The organism is Frankia tisae, from assembly GCF_025403405.1.
GTDB classification, from domain to species: Bacteria; Actinomycetota; Actinomycetes; order Frankiales; family Frankiaceae; genus Frankia; species Frankia tisai.
Genome location: NZ_JANEZT010000042.1, coordinates 1 through 21,177, shown reverse-complemented (window position 1 = coordinate 21,177; position 21,177 = coordinate 1). Strand labels below are relative to the sequence as shown.

Here is a 21,177-nt window from a genome sequence, read left to right as displayed (position 1 = left end):
GGTGTAGGTTCGGGCGTAACTGCGTTTGCCGACCCGAACCCGACCTCAGGAGAAGGGCAGACCCAGCTGCGTGGACGGCCCACCACAGACGCGGGCACCCTCGGTCACCGGCTCGCCGGTACGGGGAGCCGGCGCCGCGAACAGGTCGGTGCGTGCCATCGCCCGCAGCCGGGCCAGCCCGGCGAGCAGGTGGAGCTCCGCGACGCTGCGGGGGGAGCTGTCGAGCAGCGCCGGCGACATCACCAGGACCGCCGCCACCTGGGCCCGGGACAGCGCGACGTTGAGCCGGTTACGGGAGAGCAGGAAGTCGAGCCCACGCGGCGACTCGGCGGCGCTGGAGGTCGTCAACGACGTGACTACCACGGCCGCCTCCTGGCCCTGGAACCGGTCCACCGTGCCGACCCGTACACCGGTCAGGCCGGCCGCCTCGAGCGCATGTTCGATCGCTCGGACCTGACGGTTGTACGGGGCGACCACGAGGACATCCGACCCGGCCAGCGGGCGGGAACCCGCACCATCAATGATCATCCGCCCCATCAGGTGCCGGACGATCGCACTCGCCGCGGACACCTCCTCGTCGGAGCGGGTGCCGTTGTCGCGATGGACCACGTCGTGCAGGTACAACCCGGCCGGCACGCCGGCGACGACACGGGTCGCGGCAATCGGGTGGGACCGCAGCAGGCCGCGGTAGGCGAGCGCGGACACCGGCGCGCACACGGCCGGGTGCAGCCGGCGGGTCCGGTCGAGGAAGTAGCCGAGCTCGGGTGGGATCACCTCGGCATCGCCCAGCAGGTGCGACAGCGCGGAGGCGTCCGCGCCCTCGGGGTGGATTCCCGTCACGACCTGCGGTAGCTGCTGCGGATCTCCGAGCAGGACCAGGTTGTGGGCTGCGCCGGCCACCGCGAGGGTGTCGGCGAGCGCGAACTGGCCGGCCTCGTCGACGATCAGGACATCGAACGGCACGGCCGCGAGCGCCGGGTTGGCGAAGGCCCAGGCGGTGTCGCCGACGAGATGACCGTCCGGATGGGCCTGCCGCCATGCTGACAGGGCCCGCAGATCGCGCGGCGTGTCCCAGGGTGGGCGGTGGGCCGGGTCGGCCGGTGCGCCCGAGCGCTGCTTCTTGGCCGCGGCGACCATCGGGCGCCATGGCGGTGCACCGTCGGTGCCCTCGGCCTTGCCGGTGCCGCCGGGATCATCCGGCCCGGCGTGGGCGACGGGCGCGGGGGGGTGGCCGGTAGCGGCGAGCATGGCGTTCTCGATCGCCTTGTGGCTGGTCGAGCAGATTCCCACCGACTTCCCCTGCGCGACCAGATGGTGGATGAGCCGGCCGGCCAGGTACGTCTTGCCGGCTCCTGGCGGTCCCTGCACCGCCAGGTAGGAGCCGTCGAGCGCACTGACCGCCGCCAGCACGGCGGCGACCTGGTCGTCGCCGTGCTCGGCGGGAGCTGGCAGGCCGCCGCGCCGGCCTGCCAGCCTGGGCGGTTCACGACGCAGCAGGTCCGTCGCCGATTCCGCGGGTAGGCGCCCGGGCAGCGCGGCGACGGCCCGGCGGGCAAGTTCACGGACCGCGGTGGGCTTCGGTTCGGGCCGCACGGGCGGGCCGGGCAGCACGGCCGTCGGCAGCGCGGGGCTGACCGCGTCCGGTGCCGCGCTCTCGCGCAGGAGCAGTTCGTGCGGCGCGGCCCGTTCGACGACGGCGTCGGCGGTCGCTGCGACGGCGCCCGGCCGACCCGGGTAGAGCAGCCGCACGGACTCGCCCCGGTCGAAGGAATGCGGGCGGTTCGGGTCGACGCGCGCCTGCAGTAGCCGGCGGCTGCGCCGGCGTCGCCCCGAAGGTTCCTCCCAGTCCTCGATCACGGCCCACCCGGTCGGCACGGCGCAGTCGTCGGCCGACTCGAGGCTCGTCTGGTCGGCGGTCAACGCCGCAAAATAGGTCCACCAGGCTGGTTTGTTCTCTCGCCGGTGATAGCCCACGGCCGCGGCGAGCAGGGCCCGCGCCCGCTCCTCGGCCGACCAGGACGCCGGCTCTGGGTGCAGCCCCGCGACCAGCGCGTCGACGAGGGCATCCGCCTCATCGGCACCGGCCGGCGACGCCGGATCAGAAACGCCGGGAAGATCGGCTCCCACCGCGGCGGGATCCACCGCGGCGCTCTCCCGCAGCGCGACCCCCTCGGCCTGGGCCAACCCGAGTAGCCAGCGGTGCAGTCGGTGGGTCGACACACAGTCGACCCGGTTGTATTCGGCGATCTCGGCAAGTATCCGATCGGCCTCGGCCGGCTCCCCCGCGTCCCGGTGCGCCAGGAAGGACTCGTACGCCACGATGCTGTCGGCGGCGTTCTTCACCGCCGCCTGCCGCGCGCCCGGGAAGAACAGGGGCTCGAGATACTTGATCGAATAGGACGGCTGGGAGATCCGCAGGCTGCGCCGGACCACCGCGTAGAGATCGATCAACCGGTTGCCGGCGAGCAGCTCGTCGATCTGCCGTTCCCTCGTGCCGTGCCGAGCCGCGAGCCGCCGCAGCGCGTTGAGCTCGTAGGGGGCGTAGTGGTAGACGTGGGCGCCGGGATGCTCGCGCAACCGCGCCACGGCCCAGTCGACGAAGGACTCGAACGCCAGCCGCTCGCCGGGGCGGTCGTGCGCCCAGAACGCCCGGAAGACCTCCGCCGGGGCCTCGCCCACGGCCCGCCCGCCCGCGGGCTCGGCCAGCGTGACGGCCCCGAAGAGGTACTCCAGGCCGGCGGCGTCCAACGCGTACGGATCGCCTTCCATGTCGAAGTAGATGTCGGCCGGGTCCGCCACGGGCAGCGACGCGAGGCCCGCGGAATCGACCATCCGCGCGGTCACCGTTCCCAGCGGGTCGTCCGCGCTGCGGGTCGCATCCTGCGCCGCCTGCAGTTCGGCCTGCAGTCGCAGCCCGGCGAACGCGGCAGCGGACATCGCCGCCGGCCGTTGCTCGTCGCGCGCGGCAGCGAGCTCCTCCACAGACGTGATATCCACGCCGCGCAGCACCCGACGCTGTTCGGTTCGCAGCCCCGCGACCAGGGACAGATCGCGGGCCGCCGCCCGGCCCGCGCTGCAGTGCTCGGCGAAGGCGCAGCTTGCGCACTCCGGACGGGGCGGCGCCCACGACGGGTCGGGAACAGCCGCCGGCGCAGCCAGCCGGGCCTCGAGGCGACCACGAGCATGGCGGACCATCGGCGCAACATCATCGACCCGGAACGAACGCACCACGGCGACGGCGGAGCCCGGCTCCGGCGGGGCGCCGGTGGCTGTCATGCCGGCTCCACGCGCGGGATGCAGCAGGTGCATCATCCGCGGCACTGCCACGCCGACCGACGGTAGCGCCGCCGCGTACGCGGCGAGCTGCAGCACCGCCCCCGGCCGGGCCTGCCGGGCAAGCTTGGCATCGTAGGGCTCGTAGTGACCCGGCGCGGCGGGCCCACTGTGCGCGCCGGTCCTCGGGTCGAGATGCGCCGCGATCAGGAAGTCCGGACGGCCCTGGAAGGAGCCGTCGAACAGCACGCCCTGGTAGACCACCGGCGTACCCGCGGCGAGCGCGCGACGCGTCCGCTCGCTGGCTTCGGCGAGAGCGTCGAGGGTCGCCGCCGGACGAGGGATCTCCACCACCCCGCCGGCACCGAAACACCGCCGCAGATGCGCCAGCAGACGCCTTTCGTGGGCCTCTCCATGGCGGACCGCGGTCGGGTCCGGGGCGCTGATCCGCAGCCGTCCAGGCAGCCCTCCCGCCGCGCCCTCGGGCACGGCCCGGGCGGCGGTGGCGCCGGTGGCAAGCGCGTGGGTGAGCCCGACGCGGTGCCCGCACTCGACGTCGTCCACGAGATCGCCCGCGGAGACGACCCAGTGGTCGTCGAACCTCTGCACGTCACCACCCTGTCCGGATCATCCGACCGGTCCGGTTGCACATTGTCCCGCGCCCCCGCGCCGGGATTCGACCGGGTCCGGATCACCGGCGCGCCGGCGTGAACGCCTCCGGGTAACCGGTGTCACCCTGGTCGACGAGCTTGACGCGACCCGTCCGTTCGGGCCACCTCGATCAGGTGCACCGGGTCCACGCGGGTGGGCGGAGAGGGAGCGAACGCTTGCGTGACAATCGTCACATCAAGAAGCTGGCGTCGCCCACCCCGAAGGCAAGCCGCCACGCAACGTATGGATCCGATCCGAGACCACGAAAACGTGAACAACGTGACGGAAACTTAAACAATGTGATTGAAAAGCTCACGCTTGCCGGCTCGAATCTCCTGGAATGCCGTCGCCGTCACAATTTCCCGCGGCGTTCCCGCCGCTCTGGGCACACGACCAGACCCCGCCGTCACGAGCCGGTACTACGATTAGGGCGTAAAGAAGATCATGCAGTGGGGCGGGTGGCCGCCGCCGATCCTCGCGGTCCGACCTGGCGATGCGAGGCCCCCGCCGCGCGCGGCCAGACGACACCGCCTGGCGACGGGGGGCGTTGAGCCCCGGGAGGACGCACCATGGCAGCTTCCCGGCCGGACCGGTCGGCACAGGTTTTCCCACCCGCCCGTGAGCCCGCGGCATCTACGGATGTCGTGCTCGCCGATGGAGGCTCGGTCACGGTGCGGCCGCTGCGCCCCGCGGACACCGGCCGGCTGAGCGCCTTCCAGCTGCGCCTTCGCGAGGCGAATCCGCATGACCCGGATCTGGCCAGCGCCACGGCGGATCCTGCACTGGTCGCCGAGCGGGTCATCTCGCCCGACAGCCGGACATCCGCGGTGCTCGGTGCCCTCGTCGGCGATGAAGTCGTCGGGATGGTCGAGTACAGCAAGATCGGCAGTGGCGACGACGCGCGGTTCGGGATCCTGGTCGAGAACGCGCATCAGGGGCGAGGACTCGGCACGCTGCTCATCGACACGCTCATCGACACCGCCGGGGCAGGTGGGGTGCGCCGCCTGGTCACGGACGTGCCAGCGAGCAGCCGGCGGGTTCTGGAGGTTCTGCGTTCGGTCGGTTTCGACCTCACGCCCGCGGACGGCAACCAGATCCGCGTGAGCTACCCGGTGGAACCGGGGGACGACTCCCCGAGCGGTACCCCGGCGCGGCGGGGACGGGTCGGCGGCAGCCCGGACCATCCGAACGGATCCCGCAGCATCGACCGGCTGCTGCACCCCCGGGCGGTCGCCGTGATCGGGGCGAGCCGCGAGCCCGGAACGGTCGGCCATGAGGTCTTCCGCCGGCTGCTCCGCAGCGGGTTCACCGGAGCGGTGTATCCCGTCAACGCCGCGGCCACCCATGTCGCCTCGGTCTATGCCTACCGGGATCTGCGCGAGGTGCCCGCCGAGATCGATCTTGCCGTCGTGGCGGTGCCCGCGCAGCGGGTGACCGACGTTCTGCGGGCCTGCGCGCGGAAGCGGGTTCGCGGTGTCATCGTCGTGTCGGCCGGCTTCGCGGACGGCGGGGACGAGGGCCGCGCCCTGCTTGCCGATGCCATCCGGATCGCCCGCGACGGCGGCATGCGCCTGATCGGCCCGAATGCGATGGGCGTCATCAACACCGCGCCGACCACCCGGCTGCATGCCACCTTCGCCGTCGGGGATCCTCCGGCCGGCCGAGTCGGAGTGTTCACCCAGTCCGGCGCGTTGGCCGGCACGTTCCTCACCGACGCGGCCCGGCGCGCTGTGGGACTGTCCACCTTCGTCTCGGCCGGAGACCGATCCGACGTCTCGACGAACGATCTCCTGGAGTACTGGCAGACTGATCCACGGACTGACGTGATCATGCTTCACCTGCAGAGCTTCGGCAATCCGAGGCGCTTCGCGCGGATCGCTCGCCAACTCGGTCGGCACAAGCCCGTCGTGGCGTTGAAGAGCGGCCAGGAGTCCGCGGACTCCGGCGTGGACGCGTTGTTCACCAGCGCCGGAGTGGTCCGCGCCGACACCCTGAACCAGCTCTTCGACGCCGTGCAGCTGCTGACCCATCAGCCGCTGCCCGCCGGGCGACGCGTCGGCATCGTGGGAACAAGCAGCGCGCTCGCGGCGCTCGCCACCGACGCCTGCCGTACCTACGGGCTCGAGGTCCCCCCGCTGTCCGACGAGACCTGCTCGGGTCTCGCCGATCTCCTCGGCCACCGGTACTCCACCAACCCGGTCGATCTCGGCCCGCTGGCCGATCCCGAACGCTTCGACGCCGCGCTACGCCTGGTCGCGACCTCGGGCGACGTCGACGCGATCATCGCGCTTGTCACCCCGCACGCCCAGGTCGACCGGCTCGGAGCCGCGGTGCGGGAGGTCGCCGCCGACAGCGGCCTGCCGGTGCTCGCCTCCTATCTCGGGCAGGACGGCATGCCCGCCGCGCTGGCGGTGGCGAACGCGGCCGGCTCCGCTGGCCGAGGTTCGGTGCCGTCCTACTCCTCACCGGAATCGGCGGCACTGGCGCTGTCCCGCGCCGCCGACCACGCCGCCTGGCGTGCACGGGATCACGGCCGGGTGCAGACGCTGGATCACATCGACCTGGACGGCGCCCGAGCGGAGATCGCGCGCCATCCGAAGAACGGCAGCTGGCTGCCGGAACCGGCCGTGGCCACGTTGCTGGCCGGAGTGGGGTTGCGGACGTGGCCCAGTGCTCGCGTCACCGACGAGCCACAGGCGCAGGCCGCGGCGGCGGCGCTCGGCTGGCCGGTAGCCCTCAAGATCGCCGACGAACGCTTCCGTAGCAGGCTCGACGTCGGAGCGGTCCAACTCGGTCTGGGTGACCCGGAGGAGCTCTCCGGTGCGTGGGAGGCGGTGCGTGCCGCCGTCGGTCCCGGCGACATGCTCGTGCAACCGATGGCTCCGGCCGGGGTGTCCACCGTCGTGAGGTTGCGGCAGGATCCGACCGTCGGCCCGCTGCTCTCGCTGCGGCTGGGCGGCGCCGTCGCGGACCTGCTCGTCGATCCGCTGGCCCGCACCCTGCCGCTGACGGACCGCGACGCCGAGGAGCTGATCCACCAGATCCGTGGCAGCGTGCTGCTGGTCGGAGGGTCGGGCGCGCCCGCCGCCGACACCGAAGCGCTGGCCGATCTCCTGCACCGGGTCGCCCGGATCGCGGAGGAGCTGCCGGCCATCGGCGAGATCCTGCTCGACCCCGTGCTCGTCGGCCGTCGTGGCGTGGTGCTGCTGCACGCGGGGATCCGTCTGCTACCGCCCGAGGCCGAGTCACGCACACTCCTGCAAGCGTTTACCGCCAGCACCTGAGGGCCCGGTACGGTCGACGCATGACCGCACGACAGAGGATCGCGTTCCAGGGCGAGCGGGGAGCCAACTCGCACATCGCATGCCGGGATGTCTACCCGGACTACGACGCGGTCCCCTACCAGACCTTCGACGAGTGCTTCGAAGCGCTGGAGGACGGTGCGGTGGACCTCGCGATGATTCCGGTCGAGAACTCCACCGCCGGTCGGGTCGCCGACATCCACCACCTGCTGCCCAGGCCGGCGGTGCGCATCATTGGCGAGTACTTTCTTCCCGTCCGCCATCAGCTGCTCGGGATACCCGGCGCGGCTCTCGACGACGTGAAGACGGTGCACAGTCACCCGCAGGCACTCGCCCAGTGTCGCGAGGCGCTGCGCGGGCTGGGGCTCGTCGCCGTCGCCGCCGCCGACACCGCGGGCGCCGCGCGGGAAATCAGCGAGGCGGGCGATCCCTCCCGGGCGGCGATCGCCTCCCGGCTCGCGGCCGAGTCGTACGGACTCGAGATCCTGCGTGCGGACCTGGAGGACGAGGAGCACAACACGACGCGCTTCCTCATCCTCTCCAGCGAGAACCTGCGTGCCGCGTCCGGAATCGGACCGATCGTGACCACGTTCGTCTTCAAGGTGCACAACCGTCCGGCCGCGCTGTACAAGGCGCTCGGCGGGTTTGCCACCAACGGCGTCAACATGACGAAGCTGGAAAGTTACATGGTCGGCGGAGAATTTGTGGCCACTCAGTTTCTCGCCGACATCGAGGGAAGTCCCGAGGACGCCGCCGTCGCCCGTGCGTTCGAGGAACTTTCGTTCTACGCGGACCACCGCATTCTCGGGGTCTACCGGGCGAGCCGATACCGGGAACGCGAACACATCGGCGCGCGCACCGGACCCTAGATTCCGTCAGGAGTTTCAGTTGATCTCACCGGTCCGCCTCGGGACCATCCATCCTTCCACCCAGGCGCGGCCGGGACCGCCGAAGGATACCCCGCCCAAACCCGCGCCGCCGCCGATGCCGAGCTGGCGCCGGATTCTCCTGCCGCTCGGCATCATCATCACCCTCCTGCTGCTGTTCGGGCCGAGCCTCTTCGCCGCCCGGCCGGCGACCCTGAAGTACTCGGAGTTCCTCGATCGAGTGAACGCGGCCGCGGTCCGGTCGGTCTCCGTGAACGATCACGGCGCGATCGACGGCACCCTGAAGACCGGCGGGGACTTCACCACCCAGATTCCGACCGCTCTCAACACGGACGATCTCGAGGGCCGGTTGCGGGCAAAGGGTGTGCAGATCACCGGGACGCGGACCGGGACCTCGTTCGGGTCGGTCGTTCTGAGCTTCCTGCCGCTGATCTTCCTGATCGGCTTCTTCGTCTGGTCGGGCCGGCAGGCACGCCGGCTCGGTGGCGCCGGCGGCATCGGTGGCCTCGGTATGTTCGGGCGATCCAAGGCAAAGATCACCGAGACGGAAAGGCCGACGACCCGATTTTCCGACGTCGCCGGTTACGAAGGAGCGAAGCAGGAGATCGCCGAGGTCGTCGACTTCCTCCGCAATCCCGAGCACTACAGCCGCGTCGGCGCGCACGGACCGCGTGGGGTACTGATGGTCGGCCCGCCCGGCACCGGGAAGACCCTGCTGGCCAGGGCCGTCGCGGGAGAGGCGGAAGTGCCGTTTCTGTCGATCACCGGCTCCGGGTTCGTCGAGATGTTCGTCGGCGTGGGGGCCTCCCGGGTTCGTGACCTGTTCGCCGAGGCCCGCAAGCGCGCCCCCTCGATTGTGTTCATCGACGAGATCGACGCGATCGGCGGTCGGCGGGGCGGCAACGCCATCGGCGGCAACGACGAACGGGAGCAGACCCTCAACCAGCTGCTGGCGGAGATGGACGGTTTCGAGCAGGATTCGGGTGTCGTGGTGCTGGCCGCGACGAACCGACCGGAAACCCTCGACGCCGCGCTGCTGCGCCCCGGCCGCTTCGACCGTCAGGTGACGGTTCCGCTGCCCACCCAGGCCGAACGCCTGGCGATTCTTGGCGTGCACGCCCGCGGCAAGTCTCTCGCCGCCGGCACCGACCTCAACCGCATCGCCCGCGGTACCCCGGGATTTTCCGGAGCGGACCTGGCGAGCCTCGTCAACGAGGCGGCCATCCATGCCGTGCGGGAGGGCCGGCAGGTCGTCACCGCCGAAGACCTGGAGGCGGCTCGGGACCGCATCCTGCTCGGCCGCCGCGACGGTTCGAACGCGCTGCTACCCGACGAGAAGCAGTCCGTGGCCGTGCACGAGTCCGGCCACGCTCTGGTCGCGGCGCTGTGCGAGCACGCGGACCCGGTGGCGAAGGTGACGATCCTGCCCGCCGGAATGTCACTTGGGGTGACCGAGCAACTGCCCGAGGCTGAGCGGCATCTCTACTCGGAGGGCTATCTCCTCGACAGCCTCGCCGTCCGGTTGGGGGGTCGCGCGGCCGAGCTGGTCGTGTTCGGGCACGGCTCCACGGGCGCGTCGTCGGACCTGGCGGGCGCGACGCAGCTCGCCACCCGGATGGTGCGCGAATTCGGCCTGTCCAGCGCCGTCGGACCGGTCGGATACGGCAGTCAGAATCCGCAGTACCTCGGCGGGGAGGAACTGGTGAGCCGGCCGTACTCGGAGCAGACTCAGCGCCTGATCGACTCCGAGGTCGCCCGTCTCCTCCGCGAGGCCGAAGTCCGAGCGGTCGACCTGTTGTCCACCCACCGCGATGCCCTCGACGCGCTGAGCGCTCTGCTCCTCGAGCGGGAGACCATCGACGGCTCGGCGGTGGAGGCCGCCCTGCGTCGGCCGACCGCGGACGCACGAGGGTGAACGCATGCGGCTCGCGGAGCGGCCTGCCGGGTAGGGAATCCCGAAGGTGACTGCGCCGCCCCGGCCAGGCCCCGGGCTCCGGGTCCGGCTGCCGCAGGTCGCCCCGTCGATGCGGGAGTTCCTCGCGACCGAGGCCGGCGGCGCCGTTCTCCTCCTGCTCGCCGCGGTCGCCGCCCTCATCTGGGCGAACTCGCCATGGTCGGGCGGCTACGACAGATTCTGGAGCACCACGGCGGAACTTCGTCTCGGTGACGCCGGGTTCGACATGACGTTGCACCACTGGGTGAACGACGGCGCCATGGCAATCTTCTTTGCCGTCGTGGGTCTGGAGATCAGTCGCGAGTTCACCACGGGCGAGCTACGCGACCGGCGCACGATCGCCGTACCCGCTCTCGGCGCGATCGGTGGGCTGACACTACCGGCGGCAATCTATTTCGCCTGTAACCGATCCGGGCCGGAATCGAGCGGCTGGGGCATTCCGATGTCCACCGACACGGCGTTCGTCATCGGGATCCTCGCCCTGTTCGGCCCCCGGTGCCCGGACCGACTGCGGCTGTTCCTGCTCACCCTCGCGATCGTGGACGATATCGGGGCGATCACCGTGGTGGGAATCTTCTACACGGATCACGTGAATCTGGTCGGTCTAGCCGTCGCGGGCGCGACGGTGCTGGTCATCCTCGCCCTGCGATGGCTACGGGTGTGGCAGCTCCCCCCGTACGTCCTCGCATCGCTTGTGCTCTGGGGCGCGATCCACGTCTCCGGTGTTCATGCGACACTGGCGGGAGTTCTCGTAGGTCTGCTGGTTCCCGCCGTCCCGCCCCGGCCGGACCAGGTCGAGGAGGTGCCGGTCTACGTCCGGGCCCTCCAGGAGGACTCGAACGCCACCCGGGTCGGCCTCACGGTGGCGGCAGCGAAGGCAACGGTGCCCGCAAACGACCGGTTGCAGCGTGTACTGCACCCCGTCAGCGCGTTCGTCGTCGTTCCCGTGTTCGGTCTGGCGAATGCAGGCGTTCACCTCGACAGCTCGGCCCTGCGCACGGCTTCGACATCATCGGTCACGCTCGGTGTGGCGGCGTCCCTGATCATCGGCAACGCCTGCGGAATCACCGCGGCCAGCCTGATCGCAATCCGGACGGGTCTCGGTCAGCTGCCGGGGCGAGTGCGGTACGGACATCTGCTCGGCGCGGCCACCCTGGCGGGGATCGGCTTCACCATCTCGTTGTTCATCACGGAACTGGCCTTCACCGACGAGTCCCTGCGGGACCAGGCCAAGATCGGCATTCTCGCCGGCTCGCTCGTGGCCGCCCTCGCCGGAACCGTCATCCTCCGGGTACTCGGCGAGCGGATGCCGCTGTGCTCGCCGCTCACCGATGAACCGGTGCCTCACCTACCCCCGCGACCATGGCGCGCGCCGGTTCCGGCGAAGTGACAGACTCGCCGCCTTGCGCAGGGGGGCGATCTCTGTACGCCCCCGGTAGGGTTCGCCGTTGATGAAGATCGTTGGCGTGCCGCGCACCCCCTGCTCGATCCCACGCGCATAGTCAGCCTCCACGGCATCCCCGAAGGGCTGCGCCGCGTCCCCGATGACCAGATCTCCGTCGAGGCCGAGTGAGGCCGCGTAGGCGTGCAGAAACCTGTCGGCAAGCCGGACCTGGCGGGCGAAGAGAAGGTCGTGCATCTCCCAGAACCCACCCTGCACCCCGGCGGCCTCCGCGGCCAGCGCGGCGGTGAGGGCGTAGGGATGGATGTCGAAGACGGGGAAGTGCCGGAAGACGAGCCGAACCTGCCCGTCCGACGTCCCGGCGAACTCGTGCAGGACGGGTGCCGCGCGCGCGCAGTAGGGACACTGGAAGTCGGCGTACTCCACGACCACGATCGGAGCGTCCACGGGCCCGCGGGAATGCCGGAACGGATCGATCGACACTGCGGCCGGTACGACGCCGGCCGGTACAGCGCGCCCGACCCGGACGGCGGGAGACCACGGCCGGCTGCGCCCGCCGGCTTCTCCGAGCGAACAGGCGTCCTCCATGGGTTCAATTATCACCGCCCCGTCACGGAAGGCGGTGCCAGGCCAGGAACCGGGCACCGAAGTACGTGTCGCGGGCCACCTTCGCCTGTGGGCCCCTGCTCGACACGGCGGAGCGGACGCGTCGGCGGGAAGCATCCGCACGGGCGGAGCCCCTCGGCCCGCCGCGACGATCGTCACCCTCGACCTGGACGTCGGATGGCGTGAGAAGCTGAAGGCACTGGCCGGGTACCGGGATTCCGTGAAAGTAGGCCAACCCGTTTCTGGACGGACGAGATGAGCGGCAGGCCGGGTGCGTCTTCTCGGCCGGTCACCGGGACCTGCGGCATATCTCGAAGCAGACATCGTTCTTCCGAGCTGCCACCGCCAGGCGACAATACTCCCATGATTCTCTGGAGAAACCCGGCGAGCGTCATCCTCACCGCCGCCGCAACGTTCACCGCCTGCGGCTCGACGCCGGCAGCCGAACCAGCGCCGCCGTGCTCGCTGCTCACGCCGAGCGAGATCTCCGCTGCCATCAGCGCGCCAGTGCGCCCGGGTACGGCGTCGCCTGCCGAAGGAGACGGCGGCAAGACCGTCCTCTGCTTCTTCCGCTCGCCGAAAGGATTTGTGACCGTCGCCGTCCGCTCGGCCGAGGCAGCATACCGAGCCTCCGCGGTGGTGCCCGGCTACCGCCCTCGACTGTCTCTCCACGGTCCCGGATACGTCGGCTATACCTACACGAGCCCGTACGACGTCCAGGAGTCCTTTCTCCTGAAGGGCCAAAACTACGTGCATATCATCATCGGTGCGGGCGCCGGGCCCGAAGCCATTCGCAGCCTCAGCACCCGGGCCATCAGCAGGATCGGATCGAAAGCATAAGCGGGCCGCCCGGAAGGCGAGCAACCCGCGTATGGTGAACAATCGGAGACATGGCCGACACTGGAGCTGACCATCGACTCGGGGACGGTCCGCCGGACCGCGGGGGGCGTCCACTGGATCTCAACGCCGATCTCGGTGAGGGCTTCGGCGTCTGGCGGCTCACCGACGACGAGGCGCTCCTCGGCCTGGTGACCAGCGCCAACGTGGCCTGCGGCTTTCACGCCGGGGATCCGGCGACCATGCGGCGGACCTGCGAGCACGCCGTCCGCCTCGGGGTGCGCATCGGCGCCCAGGTCAGCTATCGGGACCTGGCCGGCTTCGGCCGGCGGCGCATCGACATGGATCCGGATGACCTGCGTGACGATGTCACCTACCAGCTCGGCGCGCTCGACGCCTTCGCCCGGGTCGCCGGCGATCGGGTGCGTTACGTCAAACCGCACGGGGCGCTCTACAACACGATCGTCACCGACGCCGAACAGGCGCAGGCGGTGGTCGAGGCGGTCCGCGGCTACGACGCGACACTGCCGGTTCTCGGCCTACCGGGCTCGGTCTGGTTGCGACAGGCGGCCGCCGCAGGTCTCACGACGGTCGGTGAGGCGTTCGCGGATCGCGCCTACACGCCCGCGGGCACGCTCGTCTCCCGCCGTCGCCCCGGTGCCGTGCTGGACGATCCGGATGCCGTGGTCGCCCGAGGCGTACGGATGGCCACGCAGGGAACCGTGCTCAGCGAACAGGGCACACCGGTGCGGATCCTCGCCCGGTCCCTGTGCGTCCACGGCGACACTCCCGGAGCCGTCGAGGTGGTCAGGCGGCTGCGCCATGCCCTGCAGACCGCCGGTGTCGCGCTGTCGCCGTTCTGCTGAAGGGAGCGTGATGCGCATCCTGCCCTGCGGGGGCGAAGCACTGCTCGTCGAGGTCTCGAACCTGCAAGAAGTCGAAGATCTATACGGGCGGCTGCGGCGGGACACTCCGCCGGGCGTCACCGACCTGGTACCGGCGGCGCGGACCATCCTCGTCGCGTTCGATCCGGCAGCCACCGGCTCGGCCCGGCTCCGGGCCCTGCTGCAGGAAGCCACCACCGGCTCCGAACCCACCGCCGACCCGGTCATCACCGCGGCGAAGGTTGCACCACCGACCGTGATCATTCCCGTGCGTTACGACGGGCCCGACCTGGATGACCTCGCGCGGCTCACCGGGCTCACCCCGGCGCAGATCATCCAACGGCACCTGCGCGGTCGGCACCGGGTCGCGTTCTGCGGCTTCGCGCCGGGTTTCGCCTACATCTCCGGCCTGGATCCGAGCCTGCGTGTTCCCCGCCGGGACAGCCCCCGCACGCGGGTGCCGGCAGGCGCCATCGCGGTCGCCGACGAGTTCACCGGCGTGTACCCCCGGGCGTCGCCCGGCGGGTGGCATCTGATCGGCCGGACGGACCTGACCGTCTTCGACCTCACGCGCGATCCGCCGGCCCTGCTCATGCCGGGCACTGCGGTGCGCTTCGTCGCGGTGGACGCCGCCGGGGCTGTGCGGTCATGACGGGGCGAGGGGGGCGGTCCGGTGAGATCACGATCGCGGCCCCCGGGCCGTTCACCACGGTGCAGGATCTTGGCCGGCCCGGACTCGCGCACCTCGGTATCACCCGGTCCGGCGCCGTCGACCGCCACAGCCTGCGCCTGGCGAACCGCCTGGTGGGCAACCTGCCCGGCGCGGCAGCCATCGAAGTCACCTACGGGGGTCTGATCGTCCGGTTCAGCCACCCTGGAATGATCGCCGTCACCGGTGCGCCCTGCCCGCTCGAGCTCTCGGGCCACCAGATCGGGATGTACGCCCCGGTCGACGTGCAGGCGGGCGCGCTGCTGCGAGTCGGTGTTCCGGCCCAGGGCGTGCGCACGTATCTGGGCATCCGCGGTGGGGTGGACGTACCGGTCGTGCTCGGCTCCAGGTCCCGGGACACCCTCGCCGGCATCGGGCCCGAACCGCTGGTGGCAGGCGCGCATCTCCCCCTCGGCCGAGAGATGTCCGATCCGCCGACGGTCGATCTCGCGCCGCAGGCCCGTTACGTCGATCAGCCGGAGCTGCGGGTGCTGGCCGGTCCGCGGGCGGACTGGTTCGGCGCGGCGGCCCTCGCGGACCTGTGCGCGAAGGCCTACGAGGTCACGACCGACAGCGACCGCGTCGGCGTCCGGCTGCGCGGTCCCGCGATACCTCGGCGGATCATCGCCGAGCTGCCGTCCGAGGCGGTTGTCGCCGGCGGGATTCAGATTCCCCCGAGTGGCCAGCCCATGATCTTTCTTGCGGACCATCCGGTCACGGGCGGCTATCCCGTCCTGGGTGTCGTCGCGGCCGCGGATCTTCCGCTGGCCGCGCAGTGTCGACCCGGCCAGCGCCTTCGATTCCGCCCGGCCCGCGGGCTCGTGAACGCCCGGCCCGACGACTGACCTCGCCGAGAGGCGAGGCGGCATGTTCGGCGAACGTGGCGCCGCACCGCCTGGGCGCTATCGGTCACCGAGACGCACCGGCGGGTCAGCGCCAGGCGAAGACGGGCTGTTCGAACTCGGCGACCCGGGTGTGCCGGCCCCTCAGCACAAGCTCGGCGAACTGGTAGAGGATCGCGCCCGTCGGGGCGTGGATGAGGCTGCCGAGCAACGGAAGCTGGATGACGGGCCGGTCCGACTCGGGGATCGCGAGAAAACGTGGCCGCGAGTCCAACTCGTCGAGCGGTACGACGTGAACCGAGGCGACCTCTCGAACCTCCGGGCTGGTGACCTGCAATCGTGAACCCGCCCACAGCACCACCGGGGTCATCACGAAGCCCGATCGGGTCCCGTAGTCATCGAGGGTGCCGAGAACCTCCTCCGCCGGGAGCTCGATACCGACCTCTTCTGCCAGCTCGCGACGTGCGGTTGCCGCGGCATCCTCGCCGTCGTCCGCCCGGCCGCCGGGCAGCGCCCACTGCCCCGCGTGCGTCCGCAGGCGGGCAGCCCGGCGGGTGAGCAGGAAACTGGGCCGGCCCTGCGCGTCCTCGCCAAGTGCCACCGCGACCGCCGCACGGCGGCGCCCCTCTGTGGGCAGTTGATGCGGCTGAAAGCCGGCCACTGCCGCCGCCACCCTGGCCCGCACTTCGGATATGTCGTCACGCGTCACCATGATTCTCATACCAGCACGATCGCGGACCTGACGTCGACATTTGACATCCTCACCTCCCCGAAGGGAGGTGATTCCCGCATCTCGCGATACGGGTTCCTGCTTCACCGACGGACGCCTCCCCGCTTCACCAGCGAGGCGGTCTCACTCCCTCTCCACAGGCAGACACCGCAAGCCCTGCGGCCAGAACGTTCTTCGCCGCGTTCACATCCCGATCATGAACCGCCCCGCAGACGCACTCCCACTCCCGGACGTGCAACGGCAACTCCGCGACGACCACCCCACAGGCCGAGCAGGTCTTCGACGACGGGTAGAACCGGTCAACCGCGATCACCGTCCGGCCGTACCAGCCGGCCTTGTACTCCACCATCCGCCGCAACTCCGACCAGGACGCATCCGAAATCGACCGTGCCAGGGTGTGGTTGCGGAGCAGGTTACGGACGGGCAGGTCCTCGAGGGCCACCGTTTGGTTCTCACAGATCACCCTCGTGGACAGCGTGTGCAGACAGTCCCGGCGCCGATCGGCGATCCGACCATGCACTCTCGCGACCCTCGCCCGGGCCTTCGCCCGGTTCCTCGAACCCTTCGCCTTACGGGACAGCTCCCGCTGGGCGCGGGCGAGCCGGACACGGTCCCGTTCCTCATGCTTCGGGTTGGTAACCTTCTCCCCCGTCGACAGGGCGACCAGCGCGGTGATCCCCGCATCGACCCCCACCCGCGCGCCGACCGACGGCAGGCTGGCCATGGTCTCCTCGACCAGGATCGACAGATGGTACTGGCCGCGGCTGTTCCGCGACACCGTCACCTGCGACGGCACCGCCCCGTCCGGCAACGGCCTCGACCAGACGATGTCCAACGGCCGGCCCTGCTTCGCCAACCTGACCTGACCGTCCCGGTAGGTGAAACAGCCACGGAAGTAGGTCGCCGCATCGATGGTCCGACCCTTCTTCTTGAACGACGGATACCCGGCCCGCTTCGCCCAGAAATTCACAAACGCCGTTTGAAGATGGCGTAGCGTGGCCTGCAGTGGACCTTTCGACGGCTCGGCCAACCACCGTGTTTCCAGATCCCGCTTCACCACCCGGCTTCCCACGACCATCGGAATAGCACACCCGTTCGACGCGGCGACGCTGAGCGCCGCCGCGAAGATGCTCCGTCCTGACTAGGCTCGCCGGTCCTGACTGGTGTCGCGGCGCCGGTGGCGTCCGTAGGCACCCGCGCGTCCCTCCGCCGGAAGGTCTGATCCCGCCGAGTCGACCCCGGCCGGCCTTCCTGCCCCGGGTGCGGGCGCCGAGGAGGGACGGTCGCTCGGGTACACCTGCGGCTCGGACACGGGCGGCGCCCATGTCTCCTCCCGGCCGCCGCGCGATCGCAGTGCCGTGCGCTCCCGGTGCCGGCGGGCCGCGGCGACATCACGAACTCCGCGCACGCTCAGCCGGCCCCAGGCCGTCGAGCCCAGGAAGAGGATCACAGCGCCCAGACCGTAGTAGAAGCTGATCCACTCGAGAGCCTGCCGGGCGGAGCCGCCGAGCGGTGCCCCGATCGACCCGAGGTGCCACGGTGCGGCGAGGGTTGGACCGATGATGAACCAGGCTCCGGCACCGATCGCCAACCAGGCGCCGAGCGCGGCCGTTCCCCTGTTGGCACTTGCCAGCAGTAGCAGACCGCCGGCGAACGCCGCGATCCCCGGCAGTACCTCCAGCCAGAACCGCGCGGACGTCCAGGTCCACGCGCTGTTCGAGGTGAAGGCGAAGTCGAAGTACGGGCCGACGAAGGGGATGAGCGCGCCCCAGATGCCCAGGAGCATCAGCAGCAGGCCGCTGACAGCGCCACGGCTGCGGGGAATGTGCCAGGCGCCCAGCCCCCGGGCGCCCTCGTTGACGACGTCAGCCATCGAATGCTCCCTCTCCTTGTCCTGTCTGCAGGAGAGAGTTCCCCGCACGATGTCTACGAACCACCTGGTCAGAGCTACGCGCCAGCGCTGGTCGACCGGCAGCCGCCACGATCAGAGCGGGTCAGAGCGGAATGAAGGAGAGCCCCCGCGCCCGCAGCATGGGTAGCACCTGCTGCAGGGCGGCCACGGTCTGCGCGCGGTTCCCGCCGCCGTCATGGCACAGCAGGATGTCGCCGGGACGGGCGCCGCCCAGGGACTGCCGGATGGACTCGGTTCCCGGGCGCGCCCAGTCCCGGGGGTCCACATCCCACCCCAGGGACGTCATGCCCAGGCCGGAGGCGGCCTCGAGCACGGCCGGGGACCAGTCCCCACCCGGCGCACGGAACAACCGGGGCGGCTCAGCGCCCGCGTCCACGATCGCCGACTGCGCGTGGGCCATCTCGACCCGGATCTGGTCCGGTGTGCGACGACTGAACGGCTGCGGGTGCGTCATCGTGTGATTACAGAGAGTATGCCCCTCCGCGACGATGCGGCGCACCAGCTCCGGGTTCGCCGCCGCCTGCGCGCCCACCACCGAGAACGTCGCAGCCACCCGGTTGACGCGGAGGACCTCGAGTAGCCGGGGAGTCCATACCGGATGCGGACCATCGTCGATCGTCAGCGCGATGGCACTGGCCGGCGCATCCGGCCGCACCTCGTGGATCCGGTAGGCGGGTGCGGTGGGGGTCGGCACCGCAGCAGGAGCCGGCACCTCAGTGGGAGCCGGCACCGCCGCGGTACCGATCGTGCCGCTCGCGGCCTCTCCCACCGATCCCCGGACCGCGCCGGACCGGCCGCCGGCCGTGCCGGCCGGCCGGGCCGCCGAGTCGACGGCCCGCTGGCCGGCGCGGGACTCCTCATCCGCCCGCGCCGGATCGAACGCGGTGAGCAGAATGATGCCCGCCGCACTCGAAGCGGACCAGGTGAACAACCGTCGACGAGAGACCGGTGGCCGCGGGCGGTCAGCGCCCGTCGGTTCACGCCCCGCGGGTTCGCTGTCGGGCGACCTACGACCACGGTCACCACTACTCATCCCGTCCCCACCCGCCACGACGTCCCCATACGGCACCACGTCCCCATACGGCATCCGGCATCGCCGCTCACGTCACCGCTCCCCCGTTCTGACCCGGTGGGCCACGAAACCGCCCCGGCGAAGGCCGCAACCGTGACCCGCAGTGGCCAACGCCGCCAACCGGCCGGCCCCCGGCGAGGCCAGCATGAATGCGGTAGACCATACGACGGGAAAGCATACCGAAAGCAAGACCGACCCCACAATCAGGTAGATCTCCGGCGAGATTCGCAAAAATAGTCGCACGACGACATGAATGTGCTTCTCGCGGTCCACATCCGCGCCGGTGCCGACCGCCGAAGTTCGGCCTCAGCGCCCGCCCGGGCCGAAGCGTTCGGTCCTGACCCGGGACGGGTCATGGCCGAGCGCGACGAGCATGTCCGCGACGGACTCGACAAAGCCGTTAGGCCCGCAGACGTAGCACGCCGGCGCGAACTCGGCGGGCCACGCGACCGTGGACAGCTCGGCGAGACCGAGGCGACGCGGCGGGCTCGACCAGTCCGGCGGCGTCGCTCGGGTGTAGATCCGCGTGACGTCGAGGCCAGGATCGGCGCGGGAGCGCAGCCGCAGCTCCGCCGAGTAGTAACCGTCGCCCGGCGTGCGAACCGAGTAGGCCAGCCGGAACGGCACCCGGCTCGCCGCGGCGGCGCGGGCACGCACCATGGCCATCAGCGGCACGATGCCCGAGCCGCCGGCGACGAGGAGCACCGGCGCTCGGTCCTGCGGACGCCAGACGAACCAGCCGCCGATCGGGCCGCGGATCTCCACCGGGTCGCCGACGGCGAAAACCTGAGTCAGGTACGGCGAGACCTCGCCGTCCGCGACGCGCTGAATCGTCAGGACGACGCGAGCGCCGTCGGCCGGGGCCGCGAGCGAGTAGCTACGGCGTGCGGTGTAGCCGTCCTCGGCGGTGAGACGTACGTCGACCCGTTGGCCGGCGAGATGACCCGGCCACTGCGGCACCTCGAGCACAAGAGTCCGCGCGCTCGGCGTCTCGTCGCGCACCTCGGCCAGGCGAGCGACGTGCCAGGGCATCCGTCCGGCCGCCGTCGGCCGAGCCGCCGGCTCCCGCAGCGGCTCCGCCACGTCCCGTCCCACCCTCCGCCATCGCATCCAGATGGTTCAGTCGCCGCGGTACCTCTGCTCGAGCCAGGGGTCACCGCGCTCGTGATATCCGCCGGCCTCCCAGAAGCCCGGCTCGTCCTCGGCCAGCAGGCGGATGCCGCGCACCCACTTGGCCGACTTCCAGAAATACAGGTGGGGCACGAGCAGGCGGGCCGGGCCGCCATGCTCGGGATCAAGATCACTTCCGTCGAACCGGTGGACGACCCAGGCTCGCCCGTCCAGCAGGTCGTCGACCGGCAGATTGGTGGTGTAGCCACCGTAGGAGTAGGCGAGCGCGAAGTCCGCGGAGGTCTCGACCTCGGCGAGCAACACATCCAGCGAGACGCCCTGCCACGCCGTGGCGAGCTTGGACCACTGGGTGACGCAGTGGATGTCGACGGTGGGTGTCTCGCTCGGCAGGGCCATGAACTCCTGCCAGCTCCAGCGATACCTGCGCCCGTCCTCATTCGTGATCACGAACTCCCACTGGTCGCGCGTCACCCGTGGAGTTGGCCCCGCGGAGAGGACCGGGAACCCTTTTTCCAGGTACTGACCTGGCGGAAGGTGGGGACGCGCCGAGCCCCGGCGGCCGTGGAAGCCCGGCGAGACGATGCCCATGGCAACCAGACATACCACAGCCGGGCTCATGAGTCCGCCCGGCGCATTCCTGTCGACCACCAGCACGGCGGCCCGCCAGTCGGCAATCCGGGCGAAAGGCGTCTGTTAACATAAACATCCCGCACAGTCCACCGATGTTTAACGATCATCGTTCGGCAATCGACGCGCGCCTTTGCAGGAGGACCGCTCATGGCCCGGCCAGCCGCTCCGGCGGCATCCCGCCCAGGCACATCGCAGGCACCATCCGCACCGGCCGGCAGCCGGGCGTCGGCCGAGGTACTGGTGGGCCGCCGGGTCCGCGTCCCCAAGACCGCCGAGCTCGTCGCCAGCCAGCTGCGGCGGAGAATCATTCGCGGCGAGCTCACCGAGGGCGACGCCCTCCCGCCCGAACCCACCC

General features: G+C 70.9%; 16 protein-coding genes and 1 pseudogene. 9 read left to right on the top strand and 8 right to left on the bottom strand.

Annotated elements, in window-relative coordinates; translation table 11 throughout:
• Positions 1 to 45: 45 nt before the first annotated feature.
• Positions 46 to 3,882 (bottom strand): TM0106 family RecB-like putative nuclease, encoded by a 3,837-nt coding sequence (locus NBZ85_RS06585; RefSeq protein WP_261554467.1) that lies wholly within the window; start codon positions 3,880 to 3,882, stop codon positions 46 to 48.
• A 611-nt stretch (positions 3,883 to 4,493) separates the two neighbouring features.
• Here NBZ85_RS06585 and NBZ85_RS06580 point away from each other — a divergent pair.
• From NBZ85_RS06580 to nhaA, 4 genes are read left to right on the top strand one after another with little or no spacing between them, the layout of a single operon-like run.
• Positions 4,494 to 7,208, top strand: coding sequence for a bifunctional acetate--CoA ligase family protein/GNAT family N-acetyltransferase (locus NBZ85_RS06580; protein ID WP_261554468.1), 2,715 nt, complete (start codon positions 4,494 to 4,496; stop codon positions 7,206 to 7,208).
• A 20-nt stretch (positions 7,209 to 7,228) separates the two neighbouring features.
• Positions 7,229 to 8,095, top strand: a complete 867-nt coding sequence (locus NBZ85_RS06575) for a prephenate dehydratase (protein WP_261554469.1) — start codon at positions 7,229 to 7,231, stop codon at positions 8,093 to 8,095.
• A gap of 19 nt (positions 8,096 to 8,114) precedes the next feature.
• Positions 8,115 to 10,028, top strand: coding sequence for an ATP-dependent zinc metalloprotease FtsH (gene ftsH, locus NBZ85_RS06570; RefSeq protein ID WP_261554470.1), 1,914 nt, complete (start codon positions 8,115 to 8,117; stop codon positions 10,026 to 10,028).
• A gap of 46 nt (positions 10,029 to 10,074) precedes the next feature.
• Positions 10,075 to 11,457 carry a Na+/H+ antiporter NhaA gene (gene nhaA, locus NBZ85_RS06565; RefSeq protein WP_261554471.1) on the top strand — a complete coding sequence of 461 codons (1,383 nt, stop codon included), beginning with the start codon at positions 10,075 to 10,077 and terminating at the stop codon, positions 11,455 to 11,457.
• Here nhaA and NBZ85_RS06560 read toward each other — a convergent pair.
• Complete coding sequence (locus tag NBZ85_RS06560; protein WP_261561657.1) at positions 11,416 to 12,057, bottom strand: DsbA family protein; 642 nt, start codon at positions 12,055 to 12,057, stop codon at positions 11,416 to 11,418. The genes nhaA and NBZ85_RS06560 overlap by 42 nt on opposite strands.
• Positions 12,058 to 12,438: 381 nt before the next feature.
• Between NBZ85_RS06560 and NBZ85_RS06555 the strand changes: the two genes are divergently transcribed.
• Genes NBZ85_RS06555 through NBZ85_RS06540 form a run of 4 tightly spaced genes read left to right on the top strand, consistent with a single transcriptional unit; the run spans position 12,439 to position 15,350 of the window.
• Complete coding sequence (locus NBZ85_RS06555; protein ID WP_261554472.1) at positions 12,439 to 12,915, top strand: hypothetical protein; 477 nt, start codon at positions 12,439 to 12,441, stop codon at positions 12,913 to 12,915.
• 50 nt (positions 12,916 to 12,965) lie between these two features.
• A complete protein-coding gene (locus NBZ85_RS06550) occupies positions 12,966 to 13,778 on the top strand; it encodes a LamB/YcsF family protein (RefSeq protein ID WP_261554473.1) in 813 nt (270 codons plus the stop codon).
• 10 nt (positions 13,779 to 13,788) lie between these two features.
• Positions 13,789 to 14,448 (top strand): 5-oxoprolinase subunit B family protein, encoded by a 660-nt coding sequence (locus tag NBZ85_RS06545; protein ID WP_261554474.1) that lies wholly within the window; start codon positions 13,789 to 13,791, stop codon positions 14,446 to 14,448.
• On the top strand, positions 14,445 to 15,350 hold the full coding sequence (locus NBZ85_RS06540; RefSeq protein WP_261554475.1) for a 5-oxoprolinase subunit C family protein: 906 nt from the start codon (positions 14,445 to 14,447) through the stop codon (positions 15,348 to 15,350). The genes NBZ85_RS06545 and NBZ85_RS06540 overlap by 4 nt, the downstream gene beginning before the upstream one ends.
• An 85-nt stretch (positions 15,351 to 15,435) precedes the next feature.
• Here the strand turns inward: NBZ85_RS06540 and NBZ85_RS06535 are convergent, their stop codons facing one another.
• The 6 genes from NBZ85_RS06535 to NBZ85_RS06510 all read right to left on the bottom strand — a co-directional run bounded on the left by NBZ85_RS06535 (position 15,436) and on the right by NBZ85_RS06510 (position 20,780).
• On the bottom strand, positions 15,436 to 16,059 hold the full coding sequence (locus tag NBZ85_RS06535) for an NUDIX hydrolase (protein ID WP_261561656.1): 624 nt from the start codon (positions 16,057 to 16,059) through the stop codon (positions 15,436 to 15,438).
• Positions 16,060 to 16,183: 124 nt separating this feature from the next.
• The gene (locus tag NBZ85_RS06530; protein ID WP_498041234.1) at positions 16,184 to 17,155 is read right to left on the bottom strand and encodes an RNA-guided endonuclease InsQ/TnpB family protein; all 972 of its coding nucleotides are present in this window, start codon (positions 17,153 to 17,155) and stop codon (positions 16,184 to 16,186) included.
• A 63-nt stretch (positions 17,156 to 17,218) separates the two neighbouring features.
• Positions 17,219 to 17,950 (bottom strand): hypothetical protein, encoded by a 732-nt coding sequence (locus NBZ85_RS06525; protein ID WP_261554477.1) that lies wholly within the window; start codon positions 17,948 to 17,950, stop codon positions 17,219 to 17,221.
• A 121-nt stretch (positions 17,951 to 18,071) separates the two neighbouring features.
• Positions 18,072 to 18,920, bottom strand: a complete 849-nt coding sequence (locus tag NBZ85_RS06520) for a polysaccharide deacetylase family protein (protein WP_261561654.1) — start codon at positions 18,918 to 18,920, stop codon at positions 18,072 to 18,074.
• A 447-nt stretch (positions 18,921 to 19,367) separates the two neighbouring features.
• Positions 19,368 to 20,144 carry a ferredoxin reductase gene (locus tag NBZ85_RS06515; protein WP_261561653.1) on the bottom strand — a complete coding sequence of 259 codons (777 nt, stop codon included), beginning with the start codon at positions 20,142 to 20,144 and terminating at the stop codon, positions 19,368 to 19,370.
• Positions 20,145 to 20,180: 36 nt separating this feature from the next.
• A complete protein-coding gene (locus NBZ85_RS06510) occupies positions 20,181 to 20,780 on the bottom strand; it encodes a sulfite oxidase-like oxidoreductase (RefSeq protein WP_261554481.1) in 600 nt (199 codons plus the stop codon).
• A gap of 189 nt (positions 20,781 to 20,969) precedes the next feature.
• On the opposite strand from NBZ85_RS06510, the pseudogene NBZ85_RS06505 reads away from it, so the two are divergent.
• Positions 20,970 to 21,177, top strand: a pseudogene (locus NBZ85_RS06505) (GntR family transcriptional regulator); the annotation flags it as partial.